Source organism: Paenirhodobacter huangdaonensis (genome assembly GCF_004022465.1).
GTDB lineage: Bacteria > Pseudomonadota > Alphaproteobacteria > Rhodobacterales > Rhodobacteraceae > Rhodobacter > Rhodobacter huangdaonensis.
The window spans coordinates 77,218-90,874 of sequence record NZ_SAVA01000005.1; the positions used below are offsets into that span (position 1 = coordinate 77,218).

The 13,657-nt window shown below is 69.7% G+C and carries 12 protein-coding genes and 1 tRNA gene; 4 read left to right on the plus strand and 9 right to left on the minus strand.

Annotated features, from left to right (window positions below):
- The first annotated feature begins 216 nt into the window (after positions 1 to 216).
- Positions 217 to 2,418 carry a hypothetical protein gene (locus EOW66_RS09860; protein WP_128156208.1) on the plus strand — a complete coding sequence of 734 codons (2,202 nt, stop codon included), beginning with the start codon at positions 217 to 219 and terminating at the stop codon, positions 2,416 to 2,418.
- Between the two features lie 171 nt (positions 2,419 to 2,589).
- Here the strand turns inward: EOW66_RS09860 and EOW66_RS09865 are convergent.
- Positions 2,590 to 2,665 (minus strand) — tRNA-Thr (locus tag EOW66_RS09865).
- A gap of 41 nt (positions 2,666 to 2,706) precedes the next feature.
- Complete coding sequence (locus EOW66_RS09870) at positions 2,707 to 4,395, minus strand: ABC transporter permease (protein WP_128156209.1); 1,689 nt, start codon at positions 4,393 to 4,395, stop codon at positions 2,707 to 2,709.
- An 80-nt stretch (positions 4,396 to 4,475) separates the two neighbouring features.
- Here EOW66_RS09870 and EOW66_RS09875 point away from each other — a divergent pair, with 80 nt between their 5' ends.
- A complete protein-coding gene (locus EOW66_RS09875; RefSeq protein ID WP_128156210.1) occupies positions 4,476 to 5,357 on the plus strand; it encodes a hypothetical protein in 882 nt (293 codons plus the stop codon).
- Positions 5,358 to 5,415: 58 nt separating this feature from the next.
- Here EOW66_RS09875 and EOW66_RS09880 read toward each other — a convergent pair whose 3' ends face one another.
- Positions 5,416 to 5,664, minus strand: a complete 249-nt coding sequence (locus tag EOW66_RS09880) for a DUF2312 domain-containing protein (protein WP_113900967.1) — start codon at positions 5,662 to 5,664, stop codon at positions 5,416 to 5,418.
- 154 nt (positions 5,665 to 5,818) lie between these two features.
- Here EOW66_RS09880 and EOW66_RS09885 point away from each other — a divergent pair, with 154 nt between their 5' ends.
- Positions 5,819 to 6,034, plus strand: a complete 216-nt coding sequence (locus EOW66_RS09885) for a hypothetical protein (protein WP_113900966.1) — start codon at positions 5,819 to 5,821, stop codon at positions 6,032 to 6,034.
- A gap of 9 nt (positions 6,035 to 6,043) precedes the next feature.
- Here EOW66_RS09885 and EOW66_RS09890 read toward each other — a convergent pair whose 3' ends face one another.
- Both EOW66_RS09890 and EOW66_RS09895 read right to left on the minus strand, forming a co-directional pair.
- Positions 6,044 to 8,038, minus strand: a complete 1,995-nt coding sequence (locus EOW66_RS09890) for an enoyl-CoA hydratase/isomerase family protein (protein WP_128156211.1) — start codon at positions 8,036 to 8,038, stop codon at positions 6,044 to 6,046.
- A 96-nt stretch (positions 8,039 to 8,134) separates the two neighbouring features.
- Positions 8,135 to 8,473: a TraR/DksA family transcriptional regulator gene (locus EOW66_RS09895; protein WP_128156212.1), complete on the minus strand. Its 339-nt coding sequence runs from the start codon at positions 8,471 to 8,473 to the stop codon at positions 8,135 to 8,137.
- A gap of 90 nt (positions 8,474 to 8,563) precedes the next feature.
- Between EOW66_RS09895 and EOW66_RS09900 the strand changes: the two genes are divergently transcribed.
- A complete protein-coding gene (locus tag EOW66_RS09900; protein ID WP_164881084.1) occupies positions 8,564 to 9,124 on the plus strand; it encodes a nucleotidyltransferase family protein in 561 nt (186 codons plus the stop codon).
- A 3-nt stretch (positions 9,125 to 9,127) separates the two neighbouring features.
- On the opposite strand, the gene EOW66_RS09905 is transcribed toward EOW66_RS09900, so the two are convergent.
- The 4 genes from EOW66_RS09905 to EOW66_RS09920 are packed head-to-tail and all read right to left on the minus strand — an operon-like array spanning position 9,128 to position 13,657.
- The gene (locus EOW66_RS09905; RefSeq protein WP_128156214.1) at positions 9,128 to 10,441 is read right to left on the minus strand and encodes an amidohydrolase family protein; all 1,314 of its coding nucleotides are present in this window, start codon (positions 10,439 to 10,441) and stop codon (positions 9,128 to 9,130) included.
- A 3-nt stretch (positions 10,442 to 10,444) separates the two neighbouring features.
- Positions 10,445 to 11,308 carry an aromatic ring-hydroxylating oxygenase subunit alpha gene (locus EOW66_RS09910; RefSeq protein ID WP_164881085.1) on the minus strand — a complete coding sequence of 288 codons (864 nt, stop codon included), beginning with the start codon at positions 11,306 to 11,308 and terminating at the stop codon, positions 10,445 to 10,447.
- A 10-nt stretch (positions 11,309 to 11,318) separates the two neighbouring features.
- On the minus strand, positions 11,319 to 12,725 hold the full coding sequence (locus EOW66_RS09915; protein ID WP_128156215.1) for an 8-oxoguanine deaminase: 1,407 nt from the start codon (positions 12,723 to 12,725) through the stop codon (positions 11,319 to 11,321).
- Entirely contained in the window at positions 12,722 to 13,657 is a 936-nt protein-coding gene (locus tag EOW66_RS09920) for an ABC transporter permease (protein WP_128156216.1), read from the minus strand. Before EOW66_RS09920 ends, EOW66_RS09915 begins: the two co-directional genes overlap by 4 nt.

Sequence of the window (13,657 nt, forward strand, 5' to 3'; positions counted from 1 at the left end):
AAAGGCGGGCGCGATCGCAATCGCCCCCTTCCCCCGCCGCGGCGCCATGGACGGTCTGGCACCTGCCGGCCCGGTCCAGCGCCGCACCGGGCCCCCATCCCGCGCCCGTGGCCCGATCTCTGCGCGACCGTTGCGCCCGCTCCCCGGCCGGGAGGATCGGCCGCGCGCCGGGAGCCTCGCCCGGCGCCTTGGCATGGGGACCGGAGGGGCCGCGCAATGACCACCATCCTGTTCGAGAATGACAACCTTTCCTTGCACTCTGTTCCGCTCGACCAGTCCGAACAGGTGGTGGTGACCTTCTCGCCGCGTCTCGGCGCACCGCGGCCCGGGCCGGCTCATCCGAATGCAGGCTTTGGCCAGGAGTTCTTCCGCAAATCGGGCATCTCCGTGTTCCATGTCGTCGCGAAATGGAACCACTGGTGGCAGTTGGACGAAATGGAGGAGGTCCTGCAGGCGATCAGGGACAGGCGGGGCACGCGCGCGCTCTGGACCTATGGCGCCAGCATGGGGGGTGCGGGGGCGCTGATGTTCGCCGACCGGCTCGATGCCGCGGGCGCGATTGCGATGAGTCCCCAAGCCAGCGTCGATCTTTCCCGCGCCGATTTCGAGCCGCGTTGGATGGCGGACCGACGCCGGATCAAGACGTTCGACGATCGTTGGCTGGACACCGGGCTGAGCACCCCGACCTGGCTGTTCTACGATCCGACACATGCCGAAGACGATCAGCACGCGCGCATGATCGCCGCCACCGCTGCCGACATCCACCGCGTCCCCGTGCTGTTTTGTAGTCACTCCTCAATGCGCATGCTACTGGAATGCGGCATGCTCAGTGACACCATTCGAAGTGTTCTGGCGGGGAAGTTTGACCGGGATGCGTTTTTGCGGTCGGTCCGCTCGCATCGAAGTGCTTCCTCGGTTGCTCTCACAGGGGCAGCAAGAATCCTTTCCAGCAGAGGAAGCCATCAACGCGCCGCGGCATTATCAGGCAAATCGGTAGCGCTCTTGGAGGCGCAGTGGCATGCGGGGCAGAAACTCGACGTCGCAACAGCCACACTGACGCTTCATATCCACACCGCAAATCTCGTTCGGGCACGTAAAGTAGAAGAGGCCGCCGCTCTGCTCGCCAAGCTGCGCGACACCCCGCTCGTCGCGGGAGATTTTTCGCAACAGTTGCTTCAACTCGCCTTGCTCTCCAACAACTCCGTTGAGTTGATCCGGCTGATCGAGCAGCGCCTCACCACCGGGAACATTGCAGGTCTAAGTTTTGAAATCCTGATGTCGGCAATCAACGGAAATCGTCTTCCGCCAGACCAGATCTTGAAATTCCACATGCGGAACGGCGCGAAGATCCTGGCGGCAGACACGACAGGACGCTATGCCCAGGCCATTGCCGCGAAAAATCTGGATGTCGCCACAACGGCCCCGCAACCAGATGCGGCGTCGCAGGCCTACCGCATCGAAGGCGACGCGTTGCTCACCAAGGATAACGTCGCGTTCCTCGTCGGCGGAAATCATTCGGTCTTGCAATATGTGACAGGCAAGCTGGCGCCCACTCCCACCTCGCTCGCGACCTTTGCCGGCAATCTTGCCGAGCGGGCAAGCATCGCGCATGGCCAGGGGATCCCCTATCTCCATGTGATCTTTCCGGACAAGCAATCGGTGATGACGGAAGCCTTTCCGATCAGGCCTGTTCACCGGCTTGGGGATGCCTATCTCGCGCCCCTCGATGCCGAATTGCGGCCCTATGTGCTGTATCCGGCGGACAGGTTGCGGGACGAGCAGCGACCGCCCTTCCTGCCGCTCGACACGCATATGACCGATCATGGGTCTCTGGCGGTGCTGCGGATGATGCTTTCGGCCACCGGGATCGAGGCCGACGAGAGTCTGACGCGCGTGGAACGGCGGATTGTGAAGCCTCGGCGCTGGCCGGGGGATCTCGGCGTCAAGTTCACCCCCCGGCTGTTTCAGGATGGTGTCGTCCTCGATCCCGACTGGCCGGTGACCGCCTTCCGCAGCCCCGGCGGTTTCAACGACGGGCTGGTGGATATCCTGATCAGCCCCGAGGCCGCGCATGACCGGATCGTCCTGCTCTTCGGCGATTCATTCTTCCGGATGATGTTGCAGCACCTGAGCATGGTCTTCACCCGCGTGATCTGCCTGCGCACCCGCTTTCTGCATCCGGAGATGGTGACGCTGATCCGCCCGGATGTCATTTATACCGGCAATGCCGAGCGCTATCTTTCGAATGTCGCCGCGGATTCCGAGGCGCAGGCTTTCGCGCTCTATCCGCATCTGCGGGCGGCCACGGATCTGGCGATGCCGCCGGAATTTCTTGCGGCCTGGAGGGCCGTCACCGCGCCGAGATCTGTCTATTCGCAGAGATTTTTGCACCGTTACACCCTGCCTCGGCCGGCGTGACCGCGCCTCCTCGGCGTCCGTCACGTCTGCGGTGCGCGGCGCGATCCTCCTTCACCGGCAGCGCGGCAGCCGGGTGAACGCCGATGGGAAGACGCCTTCCGGCACACTATGAGCGTGGGGCCGGCCCGCCCCGCACATCAAAGACAATATCAATACACTGAATTGGGAAACTGGTGCCGACGGAGGGACTTGAACCCCCGACCCTCGACTTACAAGATCGCCGCTCTACCAACTGAGCTACGCCGGCACGCGGCCCTCGATACAGGGCCCGGCCCGATCGCGCAAGCCTCAGCGCCGGCGCAGGTTCGCCCGCGCCAGCACCACCACGGCGGCAAGGCCCACGGCGCTGACCAGCAGCGCCGGCGGCGCCGCGTCGCCGAGGTTCTCGAGGCTCGCCTTCTCGTGCACCCGCGTCGCCAGCGTCTCGTAGTTGAACGGCCGCAACAGCATCGTCGCCGGCAGCTCTTTCACGCAATCGACGAAGACGAGCAGCAGCGCCGAGCCGATCGAGCCCTTCATCAGCGGCAGGTAGATCGCGCGCAGCACACCGCCCGCGCTGCGGCCAAGCGAGCGCGCCGCCATCGGCAGCGAGGGCGGGATCCGGCCGAAGGCGGTCTCGGCCGAGCCCTCGGCGAGCGCGAAGAAGCGCACGACATAGGCCAGCACGATCGCCGTGGCCGAGCCGGTGAGGATCAGCCCCGGGTCGTGGCCGGTGAGCGCCGCGACCGCATCGGCGATGCGGTGGTCAAGCGCGGCGAGCGGCAGCAGGATGCCCACCGCCAGCACCGCGCCGGGCGCGGCATAGCCAAGCACCGTGACCGGCAGCACCAGCCGCGGCAGCCGCCGCCCCGAGAGCCGCACGCCATAGACGAGGAACAGTGCCGCCGCGACGGTCAGAACCGCCGCCACGCCCCCCGTCGCCAGCGTGTGCCAGAAGGCACGGGCAAGGCCGCGTCCGCCCCAAGCCTCGGGATGGGCGACGGCCTGCGCGCCAAGCACCGCCACCGGCAGCACGAAGCCCGCGGCGAAGGGGATTGTGCAGGCCACGGTCGCGGCGAGCCCCGCAAGCCCCGGCAGCCGCGTCGCGATCACCGGGCGGGCGCCACGCGCCGACTGGTAATGCCGCGCCCGCCGCCGCCCCGCCGCCTCGAGCGCGACGAGCAGCAGCACGACGCCGAGAATCACGCAGGCAATCTGCGCCGCACCGCCCGCATTGCCGGCCTCGAGCCAGGTGGTGAAGATGCCGGTGGTCAGGGTCTGCACGCCGAAGTAGTCGACAACGCCGAAATCGGCGACCGTCTCCATCATCGCGATCGCCGCACCGGCGGCGATCGCCGGGCGGGCAAGCGGCAGCCCGACCCGCCAGAAGAGCGCCCAAGGCCCCGCGCCAAGCGCCCGCGCCACCTCGTAGCTTGCCCCCGACTGCTCGCGGAAGGCCGAGCGGGTCAGCAGGTAGGTATAGGGGTAAAGGGCTGCCGCCAGAACCAGCGTCGCCGCGCCGCGCGAGCGGACCTCGGGAAACCAGTAGTCGCGCGCCGTGGTCCAGCCCATGGCGGCGCGCAGCCCGGCCTGCACCGGCCCGGAATAGTCGAGGAAATCGACCAGCGCATAGGCGCCGACATAGGCCGGCACTGCAAGCGGCAGCAACAGCAGCCACTCGAGCAGCCGGCTGCCCGGGAAGCGATACATCACGACCAGCCAGGCCGCCCCGGTCCCCGCCGCGGCCGAAAGCGCCGCCACCCCGCCCGCCAGCACCGCGGTGTTGGTCAGGTAGCGCGGCAGAGTCGAGGCCAGCATGTGCGGCCAGATGTTCTCGGTCGGATTGAGCGCGATCCAGATCACCGCGACGAGCGGTGCCGCAATCAGCGCCGCAATCGCCAGCGCCCCCGCCGACCACAGGCCCGAGCCCGCCTGGCGCAGCGCGCCCGCCGCCGCGGGCCCTGCCGCGCAATTCCGAGTGTTCTTATCAGATTCCATGCGCTTCCTTATCCCAGAAGCGGTTTGCCTGTCCAGAAATCCGCAGCTATTCTCGCCGCCGAGCAGCAAAGGACAATTCCATGCAGGTCGTCTTTCACCTCGGCGCGCATTCCACCGACGAGGACCGGCTGATCACCACATTGGCGGCAAACCACGATGCCCTGGCCCGGGTCGGCGCGGTGGTGCCGGCACCGCGCGCCTATCGCGGCGCGCTGCGCGACGCGCTGATCGCGCTGAAGGGCCAGCCCGCCGACCCCGAGACCCAGGCGAGCCTGCTCGCCACCTGTCTGGGCGATGCCGCCCCCGAGGGCAGCCGGCTGATCTTCAGCCACCCGAACTTTCTCGGCCTTTACGACCGGGCGGTGACCGAGGCGGGGTTCTACGCCTCGGCCCCGGCCAAGCTCGAGCCGCTGGCGAATCTCTTTCCCGATGCGCAGGCCGAGTTCCACCTCGGCCTGATCAATCCCGCGACGCTGGTCGCGGCACTGGTCGCCCGCGCCCCCGAACGCAACTATGAGGAGTTCATGGCCGGACAGGCGCCCGCGACCCTCCGCTGGGCGCCGGTGGTGCGCGAGATGGTCGCCGCCGCGCGCGGGCTGCGCTTTGTGGTGTGGTGCAACGAGGACCAGCCGCTGATCTTCCCCGAGGTGCTGCGCAGCCTCGGCGGCATCCCCGCCGGCGTGCCGCTGGTGGGTGAGGACAGCCTGCTCGAGGAGATCATGACGCATGAGGGGATGACGCGGCTGCGCGGCTATCTCGCGCAGCACCCGCCGCAGTCGGTGGCACAGCGGCGCAAGGTGGTCAGCGCCTTCCTCGACAAGTTCGTCCTCCCCGAAACGCTCGAGATCGAGCTGTCGCTGCCGGGCTGGACCGGGGATCTGGTGGCGCAGATCACCCGCGCCTACGAGGCCGACGTGGCCGAGATCGCGGCGATGGAAGGCGTGACCTTCATCGCCCCCTGAGCCCGGCACCGGGCGGCCCCTCCCGCGCGGGAAGGGCCGGCCCGCATCCGTGCCCCGGTCAGGCCATGCCGAGCGCTGCCTTGTAGATGTCGAGGATCGCTTCCTCTTCGGCCAGATCGTCGCGGTCGCGTTTGCGCATCGCGATGATCTTCTTCATCACCTTGGTGTCGTAGCCGCGCGCCTTCGCCTCGGACATCACGTCCTTCTGCTGTTCGGCGATATCCTTCTTCTCGGCTTCGAGATGCTCGAATTGCTCGATGAACTGGCGCAGTTCGTCGGCGGTCACGTTGTAGGCGGCATCATTCATGGCTCTGCTCCTGCTCGTCCTGCTCGGTCGGTGCGCCCTGACTAGCCCGCCGGCCCCCGCGCTTCAAGCGCCCGCTGGGCCATACCGGCTGCGCTCCGCTTGCCAAGCACGGCCTGCCGGGCTAGGCCGGAGAGGGAAAGCGCGGGAGGAAGCGATGGACTATCTGATCTGGCCGGGCGCAATCATCGTCCTGGCGGGCCTTGCCGGCATCGTCTGGAGCGTGCTGACCGTCGGCCGCGCCCGCCGCGCGGGGCTCAGTGACGCCGCGCTGCGGGAGAGGCTGCAACATGCGGTGCTTCTGAACATCGGTGCGCTGCTGATCTCGGCGCTCGGGCTGATGATGGTGGTGGTGGGCGTGATCCTGCGCTGAGGCGCGGGCTCAGCCGTCAAGCTCGCCAAAGCGCCGGCCGTTGCGGATCAGCACATCGAGCAGCGTGACCGGTTCGGGCGCGCCTTCGTCCACGAGCGCGCGCAACCGCTTGCGCAGCGCGAGCAGCCCCGTCCGGTCCGCCTGGAACAGCGGCCCGCCGCGGTGGCGCGGAAAGCCCGTCGCGGCGATCGCCGCAAGGTCGACATCGCCCGCGCGATGCGCCGCGCCGGCCTGCAATGCCGCCGCCCCCGCACCGGCGATCTCGGCCAGCACCCGCGCCACGATCTCGGCCGCGCCAAGCCGGCGCACGGCCACCCCGGCCTCGACCCGCAAGGCCTCGAGCACGGGCGCCTCGTCCGGCCAGGGCGCGGGCGGCTTGCCCGCCTCGTAAAGCCAGACGCCGCGCCCCGCGGCGCGGCCGGTGCGCCCCTCGAGCCCGAGCCAGGCGAGATAGGCGCCGCCGCTGCGCCCGGCCGCGGCCAGAAGCCCCTGCCCCGCCACAAGCCCGATCCGGTCGAGCCGGGCGAAGGGCCCCTCGGCAAAGCCCCAGCCGGTCAGCGCCGCATCGACCGCGGCCGGTGCCGCGCCGGCCATCACCGCGCGCTCGGCCGCCGCCAGAAACGCCGCCTCGAGCTGCCCGCCGAGCCCGCGCGCATGAACCACCGCACCGCCCTCGGCACGCAGCACCGCCGCAAGCCGGTGCAGCGCCGCCCCCGGCTCGGGCGCCGCGGCCCAGATCTCGGTCAGGCCCGGCCAGCGGACGAAGGACAGCTCCGCCCCCGCCCCGCCGCCCTCGAGCGCCACCAGCGTCCCGGCCGGCAGCGCCGCGCGCAGCCGCGCAAGCTCGCCCGCACCCGGGGCCGCGAGCATCACGTCGGCGGGGCCAAAGGCTTCGGGCGCGGCCACCGGCTCGAGCCGGTCCCAATCGGCGTCACGCTTGGCGGCATTGACCCGGCCGGCCTGCAGCGCCGCCTCCTGCGCCTCGGCGATCAGCCGCACCGAGGCCTCGATCCGTGCCGGATCGGTGGCGCCGAGCTGCACCCTGAGCCCGCGCCCGAGCAGGGCGAGCGCCAGCCGGTCGGGCTGGTTCCAGAGCGCGACCGAGCCGACCCGCGCAACCTCGCCCACGACCGGCGCGCCGGCGATCTGCGCCGCCGCCCGCCGCGCCGCGGCGACATGGCGCAGCGCCGCCGAAAGCTCGGCACCGGCGAGGTCGGCATAGGCCACCGCCTCGAATTCGAGCGCCTCGGAGAGCGGCAGGAGCGCTGCCGCCTCGATCACCTCGGCGGCGCGGGCGAAGACGGCAGCCAGCGGCCCCTCGGGCAGCCGCGCCCGCGCCGCCTCGAGCCCGTCGAGATAGCGCACCGGGTCCTCGACCGAGCCCTCGCGCGGCGGCAGCGGCGCGGCGCCGCTGTCGGCCACCCGCAATGCCTCGGTCAGCGCGGCGGATTCGACCGCCCCCTCCGAGGCCACGGCATCGCACAGCCCGGCCCGCATCGCCGCCTGCGCATCAAGCCCCCGCCCGGCAGTCACGAAATCAAGCGCCGCCGCCGCCCCGGCCCGCCGCGCGAGACGCACCAGTCCGCCGGCCGCGGGAATCAGCCCGATCCCGGCCTCGGGCGCGGCAAAACGGGTTCCCGACAGCGCCATGCGCAGCCCGGAGGCCTGGGCAAGCGCCAGCCCGCCGCCGGCAATCGTGCCGGTCAGCACCGCGACCACCGGCACCCGCGCCGTGGCGATCCGGTTGGCCAGCACGCCCAGCGTCGGCACGCCCGCGGTTTCGGCATAATCCTCCGCAGCCTCGGCCGCCACCGGCCAGCCGCCATCCCCGGCGCGCAAGACGATCGCGCGCAGCTCCGGGTCCTGATCGCAGGCGGCCAGCGCCCCGGCCAGGGCCGCACGCAGCCCCGCGTCGAAGCCCGCACCCGCCGGCGCCTCGGCCGCCCCCGCCAGAGTGATGAGCGCCACGCCCTCGCGCCGCTGCAGCCTTGCCCGTCTCGTCATCGCCCTTCCGCTCCGCCGTTTCGCAGAGTTTACGGACAAGCCCTGCGCCTGCAAGGAAAAACCGTCCTTTTCCAGAGACTTGACGCGAGTTCCGGCTCAGGCGGCGGTTTTGTGCTTCGGCGCGTGGTTGCGACAGAAGGGGGTTGCCGGCAACAGATCGAGCCGTTCTTCCGAGATCTTCTCGCCACAGACGGTGCAATAGCCGTATTCGCCCTCGGCCATCCGCCGCTCGGCCGCCTCGATCATCCGCATCTCGTCCTGCGCCGAGACGCCCAAGCCCCGCAGCACCTCGTCGGTCTCGTGCCCGGTCGCCTGTTCGGCCCAGTCTTTCTCGCCCTCGCTCTCCTCGAGGTCGTCGGAAATCTGGTCGACGCGCGCCAGAAGGAGCGCCTTGCGAGCTTCGAGTTCCGCCCGCCGGGTATCGAGGGATTTCATGGCTTTCTCCTCTGTTTCCGGTGTATTGTGGCCGGAAGTGTAAAAAGTGGCCTTGATGCAGGTCAATCCTGTCGGCTGGAAGGGATGAAGATGACGCGCACGATCGGTGCCTTGCTGGCGGCGGGGATCTCGCGCCGCTTCGGAGCCGAAGACAAGCTGCTTGCCCCCTTTCGCGGCCGACCGCTTGCCACCCATGCCGCCCACGCCCTGCTCGCGGTGCCGGTTGACGAACGGGTGGCGGTGATCTCCTCGCCGGCGCTGCGCCCGCTGCTGGCGGATTACGAAATCGTCGAGGTCGCACCAGGGTGCCAGCAGTCGGACAGCCTGCGCGCCGCGATCGACCATGCCGAGGCGGTCGGGGCCGAGCTGCTGCTGATCGTGCTCGCCGACATGCCGCGGGTGCCGCCGTCGCTGATGCGTCAGGTGCTGGAACATGCCGCGGCCGACCGCCCGGCCTCGGCCTGGGCCGGCAACCATGGCGCGCCGCCGGTCTGCCTGCCGGCCTCGATGTTCGACGAGCTGCGCGCGCTTGACGGCGACCGTGGCGCGGGCAGCCTGCTGCGCGGCGCGCCCGAGGTGGTGCGGGTGCCCTGCATGCCGCATCTGCTGGCCGACATCGACACGCCCGAGGACCTCGCCCGCCTGCAATAGGCGCTAGCGGCGGTGGCGCTCGACCCCGTCGGTCCAGACCCGCGCGATGTTCGGCCGGCTTGCCCCGTGCAGGATCTTCTCCAGCAGCCGCTCGCCCGTCTGTCCGAAGACCCGGATGGTGCCGTCGGGCGCCGCTGTATCGACCGCCATCGCGTCGAACTTCAGCCCCGGCACGAAGGCGCCCACCGGCAGGCCAAGCGCCTCGGCCCCGCCGCGGGTGGCAAGGTGGAAGGCCAGGCGCATGTCGATGCGGGCCGGTCCGGCGCCCCGCTCCGCGGCCGGCAGATCGGCATCGACGCCCCCCTCGCGCATCCGCGACACGGCCACCGCCATCCGCGCCGCCTCGAAGACCGAGGGCGCGGGCCCGCCCGAGATGTCGGTGCCGAGCCCGACCCGCAGCCCGCGCGCGAGCGCCCTGCGCAGCGGGAAGACGGCATTGGCGAAATAGGCGTTCGAGAGCGGGCAATGCGCGACCCCCGCGCCATGGTCGCGCAGCAGATCCATGTCCGACGGCGACAGATGCGTCGCATGGGCAAAGACCGAATGCGCCGGCATCAGGCCGAAATGGGCCAGCGTCTCGGCGTCCGAGCGGCCCATGCGGGCGCGCACGAAGCCATGTTCCCAATCGCTTTCCGACACATGCGACTGCACCCGCACCCCGGTTTCCGCAGCGAGCCGGCCAAGCCCCTCGAGGCAGGCATCGGTGCAGGCGGGCACGAAGCGCGGGGTGATCGCGGCGGCGACCAGCCCGGCATTGCCGGGCAGCGCCGCGACATGGGCGATCACCGCGCGGCTGCCTTCGACCGCCGCCTCGGCCGAGGCATCGCGGTAGAAGGCGGGACAGGTCTCGGGGTGATCCATCGCCACCTTGCCGATCACCGCGCGCTGGCCGAGTTCAAGGCAGATCTCGGCGAGCCGGTTCGTCGCCGGCACATGGATCGTGGCGAAATGCAGCGCCGAGGTGGTGCCAAGCGCCAGCATGTCGGCGATCAGCGCGCGATAGACCGTCTCGGCGAAGTCGCAATCGGCAAAGCGCGCCTCGAGCGGGAAGGTGTAGGCGTTCAGCCAGTCCTCGAGCGGCAGATCGAGCGCCGTGCCGAGCTGCGCATATTGCGGCGCATGCACATGCAGATCGACAAAGCCCGGCAACAGCACCTGCCCCGCGGGCAGGCGCTCGGCCTCCTCCGCGCGCCCGCCCGGCTCGACCGACAGGATGGTGCCGTCCGCATCGAGGGTGAAGAGCGCGTCCTTCAGTTCCTCGACCTCGCCCGCGCGGGGGGCGTGGAAGGCATCGGCGATCAGCCGGCGCAGCCGCATCGCTCAGGCCGCCTTCGGGCCGAGGCTGGTGCCGTAAAGGCAGTTCTTCTCCTTCAGCCAGCGCCGGTAGGCGATCGAGGAGGCATCGGCGCGGGTCGGGGTCTCGGCCCGCGGCTCGAGCGGCAGCAGCACCGGGCGCTGGTTCTCGAGGATGATCTTGTCTTGCAGGAAGATCACCTGCTGGAAGGCAATCAGGTCCTGCGTCGTGCCCTCGTCATCAAGCAGGAACATCACCGGATGCGCGATCGAGACGCCGGGCTCGACCGGCTGCACGAAAAGGCAGATCACGTCCCACCGCGTCGCCGAATTCGGGCAGGTCTTGTAGAGCAGCACGGTGAAGGGCGTGGTGACGCGATAGATGTAATCGGTGCGGATCGCGCCGGTCGCGGCCAGCGCCGCCTTCGGCTGGGTGAAGACGCAATCCGTCGCCCAGACCTCGTCCACGTCGCGGCGGATCTCGCAGCGGTATTTCTCGACCTCGGTCAGCGGTTCCGAGCCGAGGATGTCGGTGTGCACGAAGGGGAAATGCGCCATGTCGAGGAAATTCTCGATCACCCGCGGCGCCGAGGCGCGCACCGGGATCGCGCCGCAGGGCACATAACGGCGGTCGGGCTCGTCGGCCTCGGCGATCTCGGGCACCCCGCCCGCGGGGGTGCCGGTCGTGGTCCACAGATAGCCATAGCGCAGGCGCACCGGCAGCTCGGTCTCGTCCATCCGCACCGAGAGCGCGTCACCGTATTTCGTCACCACCAGATCGCGGCCGAGCAGCCGGGTGCCGTGGCGGCCCTGCGGCATGTCCTGAAGGCAGCCAAGGCAGAACCACTGGTCGTTGCTGCCATCCGTCACGTCGGGAACGAGGGCATTCATCATCCTCTCCTCAGGCATAGATCCGCGCCATGGTCCGCCCATGCTCGGCAAGGGCGGCGTCGATGTCGAGCCGGGTGAAGCCCCGCCGCTCGATCACCGGCACGCCGTTGATGAAGGAATAATCGACCGCGAAGGGGCCGCACATGACGAGGGCGGCGAGCGGATCGCGCTGCGTGCCGGCAAGACCGAGCTGGTCGCGCCGCACCGCGATCACGTCGGCGGCCTTGCCCGGCGCGAGCTGGCCGATGTCGTCGCGGCCCAGAAGCTTCGCCCCGCCCCGCGTCGCCATCCACAACGCCTCGCGCGCCGACAGCGCCGCCGGCGTGCCGCCGAAGCCGCCGCGCCCGCCGGGCTTGGCCGACAGGTATCGCGCCGGGGCGACGCGCTGCAGATACTGCGCCATGCGCGCCTCCTGGAACATGTTCGAGGTGTCATTCGAGGCCGAACCGTCGACGCCGAGCCCCACCGTCACCCCGGCATCGAGCATCTCGCGCGCCCGCATGATGCCAAGACCGCAACGCATGTGGGCCGAGGGGCAGAAGGTGGCGCCGGTGCCGGTTTCGGCGAACAGCCGGATCTCGGCATCATCAAGGAAGATCGCGTGCGCAAACCAGACATCGGGGCCGAGCCAGCCGACGCTTTCGGCATAGCCCACGGACCGCATGCCATAGATCTCATGGCAATAGACCTCTTCGTCGAGCACCTCGGCGATGTGCGAATGCAGGTGCACGCCCTTGTGCGACCGCGCCAGCTCGGCCGCCTCGCGCATCAGCCCGGGGGTCACCGAGAAGGCCGAACAGGGCGCCAGAACGATGCGTGTCATCGCCCCCTCGCTCATGTCGTGATAGCGGTGGATCAGCCGCTCGGCGTCGCGCAGGATGTCCTCTTCCGCCTCGACGCAGCTGTCGGGCGGCAGCCCGCCCTTGCTTTCGCCGCGCGACATCGCGCCCCGCGCCGCGTGAAAGCGCATCCCCATTTCCGCGGCCACGCGGATCGGCGTGTCGAGGGTGCAGTCGTTCGGCATGATATACTGGTGGTCCGACGAGGTGGTGCAGCCCGAGGTGATCAGCTCGGCCATCGCCATGCGCGCGGCGACCTCCATCGCCCGGTCGTCGATCCGCGCCCAGATCGGATAGAGCGTCTTCAGCCAGTCGAAGAGCGGATCGTCCTGCACCATCACCCGGGTCAGGTTCTGGTAGAAGTGGTGATGCGTGTTCACCATCCCCGGCATCACCACGTGATCGCTCAGGTCGATCACCCGGTCGGCCGCGACGCCCTCGAACTCGGCCATCGGCCCGACCGCCGCGATGCGGCTGCCGTCGATCAACAGCCCCGCATCGGTCAGCTCGCGCCCGGCCGGGCCGCCCGCGTCGTCGAAGGTCGCAAGGACCGAGATGTTCTTCAAAAGGATCTTCATCGCACATCCCGGAAATAGGGTTCGGTCAGGCCTTCGGGCGCCGCCATCAGCCGGCGCATCCGCTGCCAGGCGAGCACCGGCACGATCATCAGCGCGATCGTGCCAAGGTAAGGCAGCATCGACAGGATCGAGGCGGCGACCGGCCAGTTCCGCGCCTGCCCGACAAAGCCAAGCGCGGTGACGAAGCCGAAAAGCAGCGCCGCAAGCACCGCATTCACCGGGCGGAAGCCCGCAAAGATCACCAGCGCGACGGCGATCCAGCCGCGGCCCGAGACCACGCCCTCGGACCAGCTCGGCACGAAGGCGAGCGTCAGATAGGCCCCTGCCCCTGCCGCGAGCGCCGCGCCAAGCGCGGTATAGCAGAAGCGGAACCGCATCACCGGGATGCCCGCTGCATCGGCGGCGGCCGGGTTCTCGCCCACCGCGCGCATGTTCAGCCCGTGGCGGGTGTGGAACATCAGCCAGTGCAGCAGCACCGGCAACACCAGAAAGATGATGTAGACGAGGATGTTGTGGCTGAAGAAGGCGCGCCCGAAGAAGGGCAGGTCCGAGAGAAACCCGAGGTCGAGCGGGCGGAAGGTGGCGGGCGACGGGCTGCCCGAGACGGGCTTGCCCAGCGTCGCCGCCATGCCGGTGCCGATATAGGTCAGTGCGAGCCCGCTCAGCACCTGATTGGCGCGGATCACCACGGTGGCAAAGGCATAGACCATGCCGACGACCAGCCCGACGAGCAGCGCCGCGCCAAAGCCGAGCCAGGGATGGGGCGAGGCGACGACGGTGGTGATCGCGGTCATCGCGCCGAGCGCCATCAGCCCCTCGACGCCGAGGTTGACGACGCCCACGCGCTCGGCCAGCACCTCGCCCAGTGCGGCGAGCGCCAGCACCCCGCCGGCAAGGAAGGCGGTCTGGATCAGCCCTGCGAGAATGTCCAT

Excerpts from the sequence above, each read along its gene's own strand:
- EOW66_RS09870 (WP_128156209.1), bottom strand. The coding sequence starts at position 4,395 with ATGGAATCTGATAAGAACACTCGGAATTGCGCGGCAGGGCCCGCGGCG.
- EOW66_RS09915 (WP_128156215.1), bottom strand. The coding sequence starts at position 12,725 with ATGAAGATCCTTTTGAAGAACATCTCGGTCCTTGCGACCTTCGACGAC.
- EOW66_RS09905 (WP_128156214.1), bottom strand. The coding sequence starts at position 10,441 with ATGCGGCTGCGCCGGCTGATCGCCGATGCCTTCCACGCCCCCCGCGCG.
- EOW66_RS09860 (WP_128156208.1), top strand. The coding sequence starts at position 217 with ATGACCACCATCCTGTTCGAGAATGACAACCTTTCCTTGCACTCTGTT.
- EOW66_RS09880 (WP_113900967.1), bottom strand. The coding sequence starts at position 5,664 with ATGAATGATGCCGCCTACAACGTGACCGCCGACGAACTGCGCCAGTTC.
- EOW66_RS09885 (WP_113900966.1), top strand. The coding sequence starts at position 5,819 with ATGGACTATCTGATCTGGCCGGGCGCAATCATCGTCCTGGCGGGCCTT.
- EOW66_RS09920 (WP_128156216.1), bottom strand. The coding sequence starts at position 13,657 with ATGGACATTCTCGCAGGGCTGATCCAGACCGCCTTCCTTGCCGGCGGG.
- EOW66_RS09900 (WP_164881084.1), top strand. The coding sequence starts at position 8,564 with ATGACGCGCACGATCGGTGCCTTGCTGGCGGCGGGGATCTCGCGCCGC.
- EOW66_RS09890 (WP_128156211.1), bottom strand. The coding sequence starts at position 8,038 with ATGACGAGACGGGCAAGGCTGCAGCGGCGCGAGGGCGTGGCGCTCATC.
- EOW66_RS09875 (WP_128156210.1), top strand. The coding sequence starts at position 4,476 with ATGCAGGTCGTCTTTCACCTCGGCGCGCATTCCACCGACGAGGACCGG.
- EOW66_RS09895 (WP_128156212.1), bottom strand. The coding sequence starts at position 8,473 with ATGAAATCCCTCGATACCCGGCGGGCGGAACTCGAAGCTCGCAAGGCG.
- EOW66_RS09910 (WP_164881085.1), bottom strand. The coding sequence starts at position 11,308 with ATGAATGCCCTCGTTCCCGACGTGACGGATGGCAGCAACGACCAGTGG.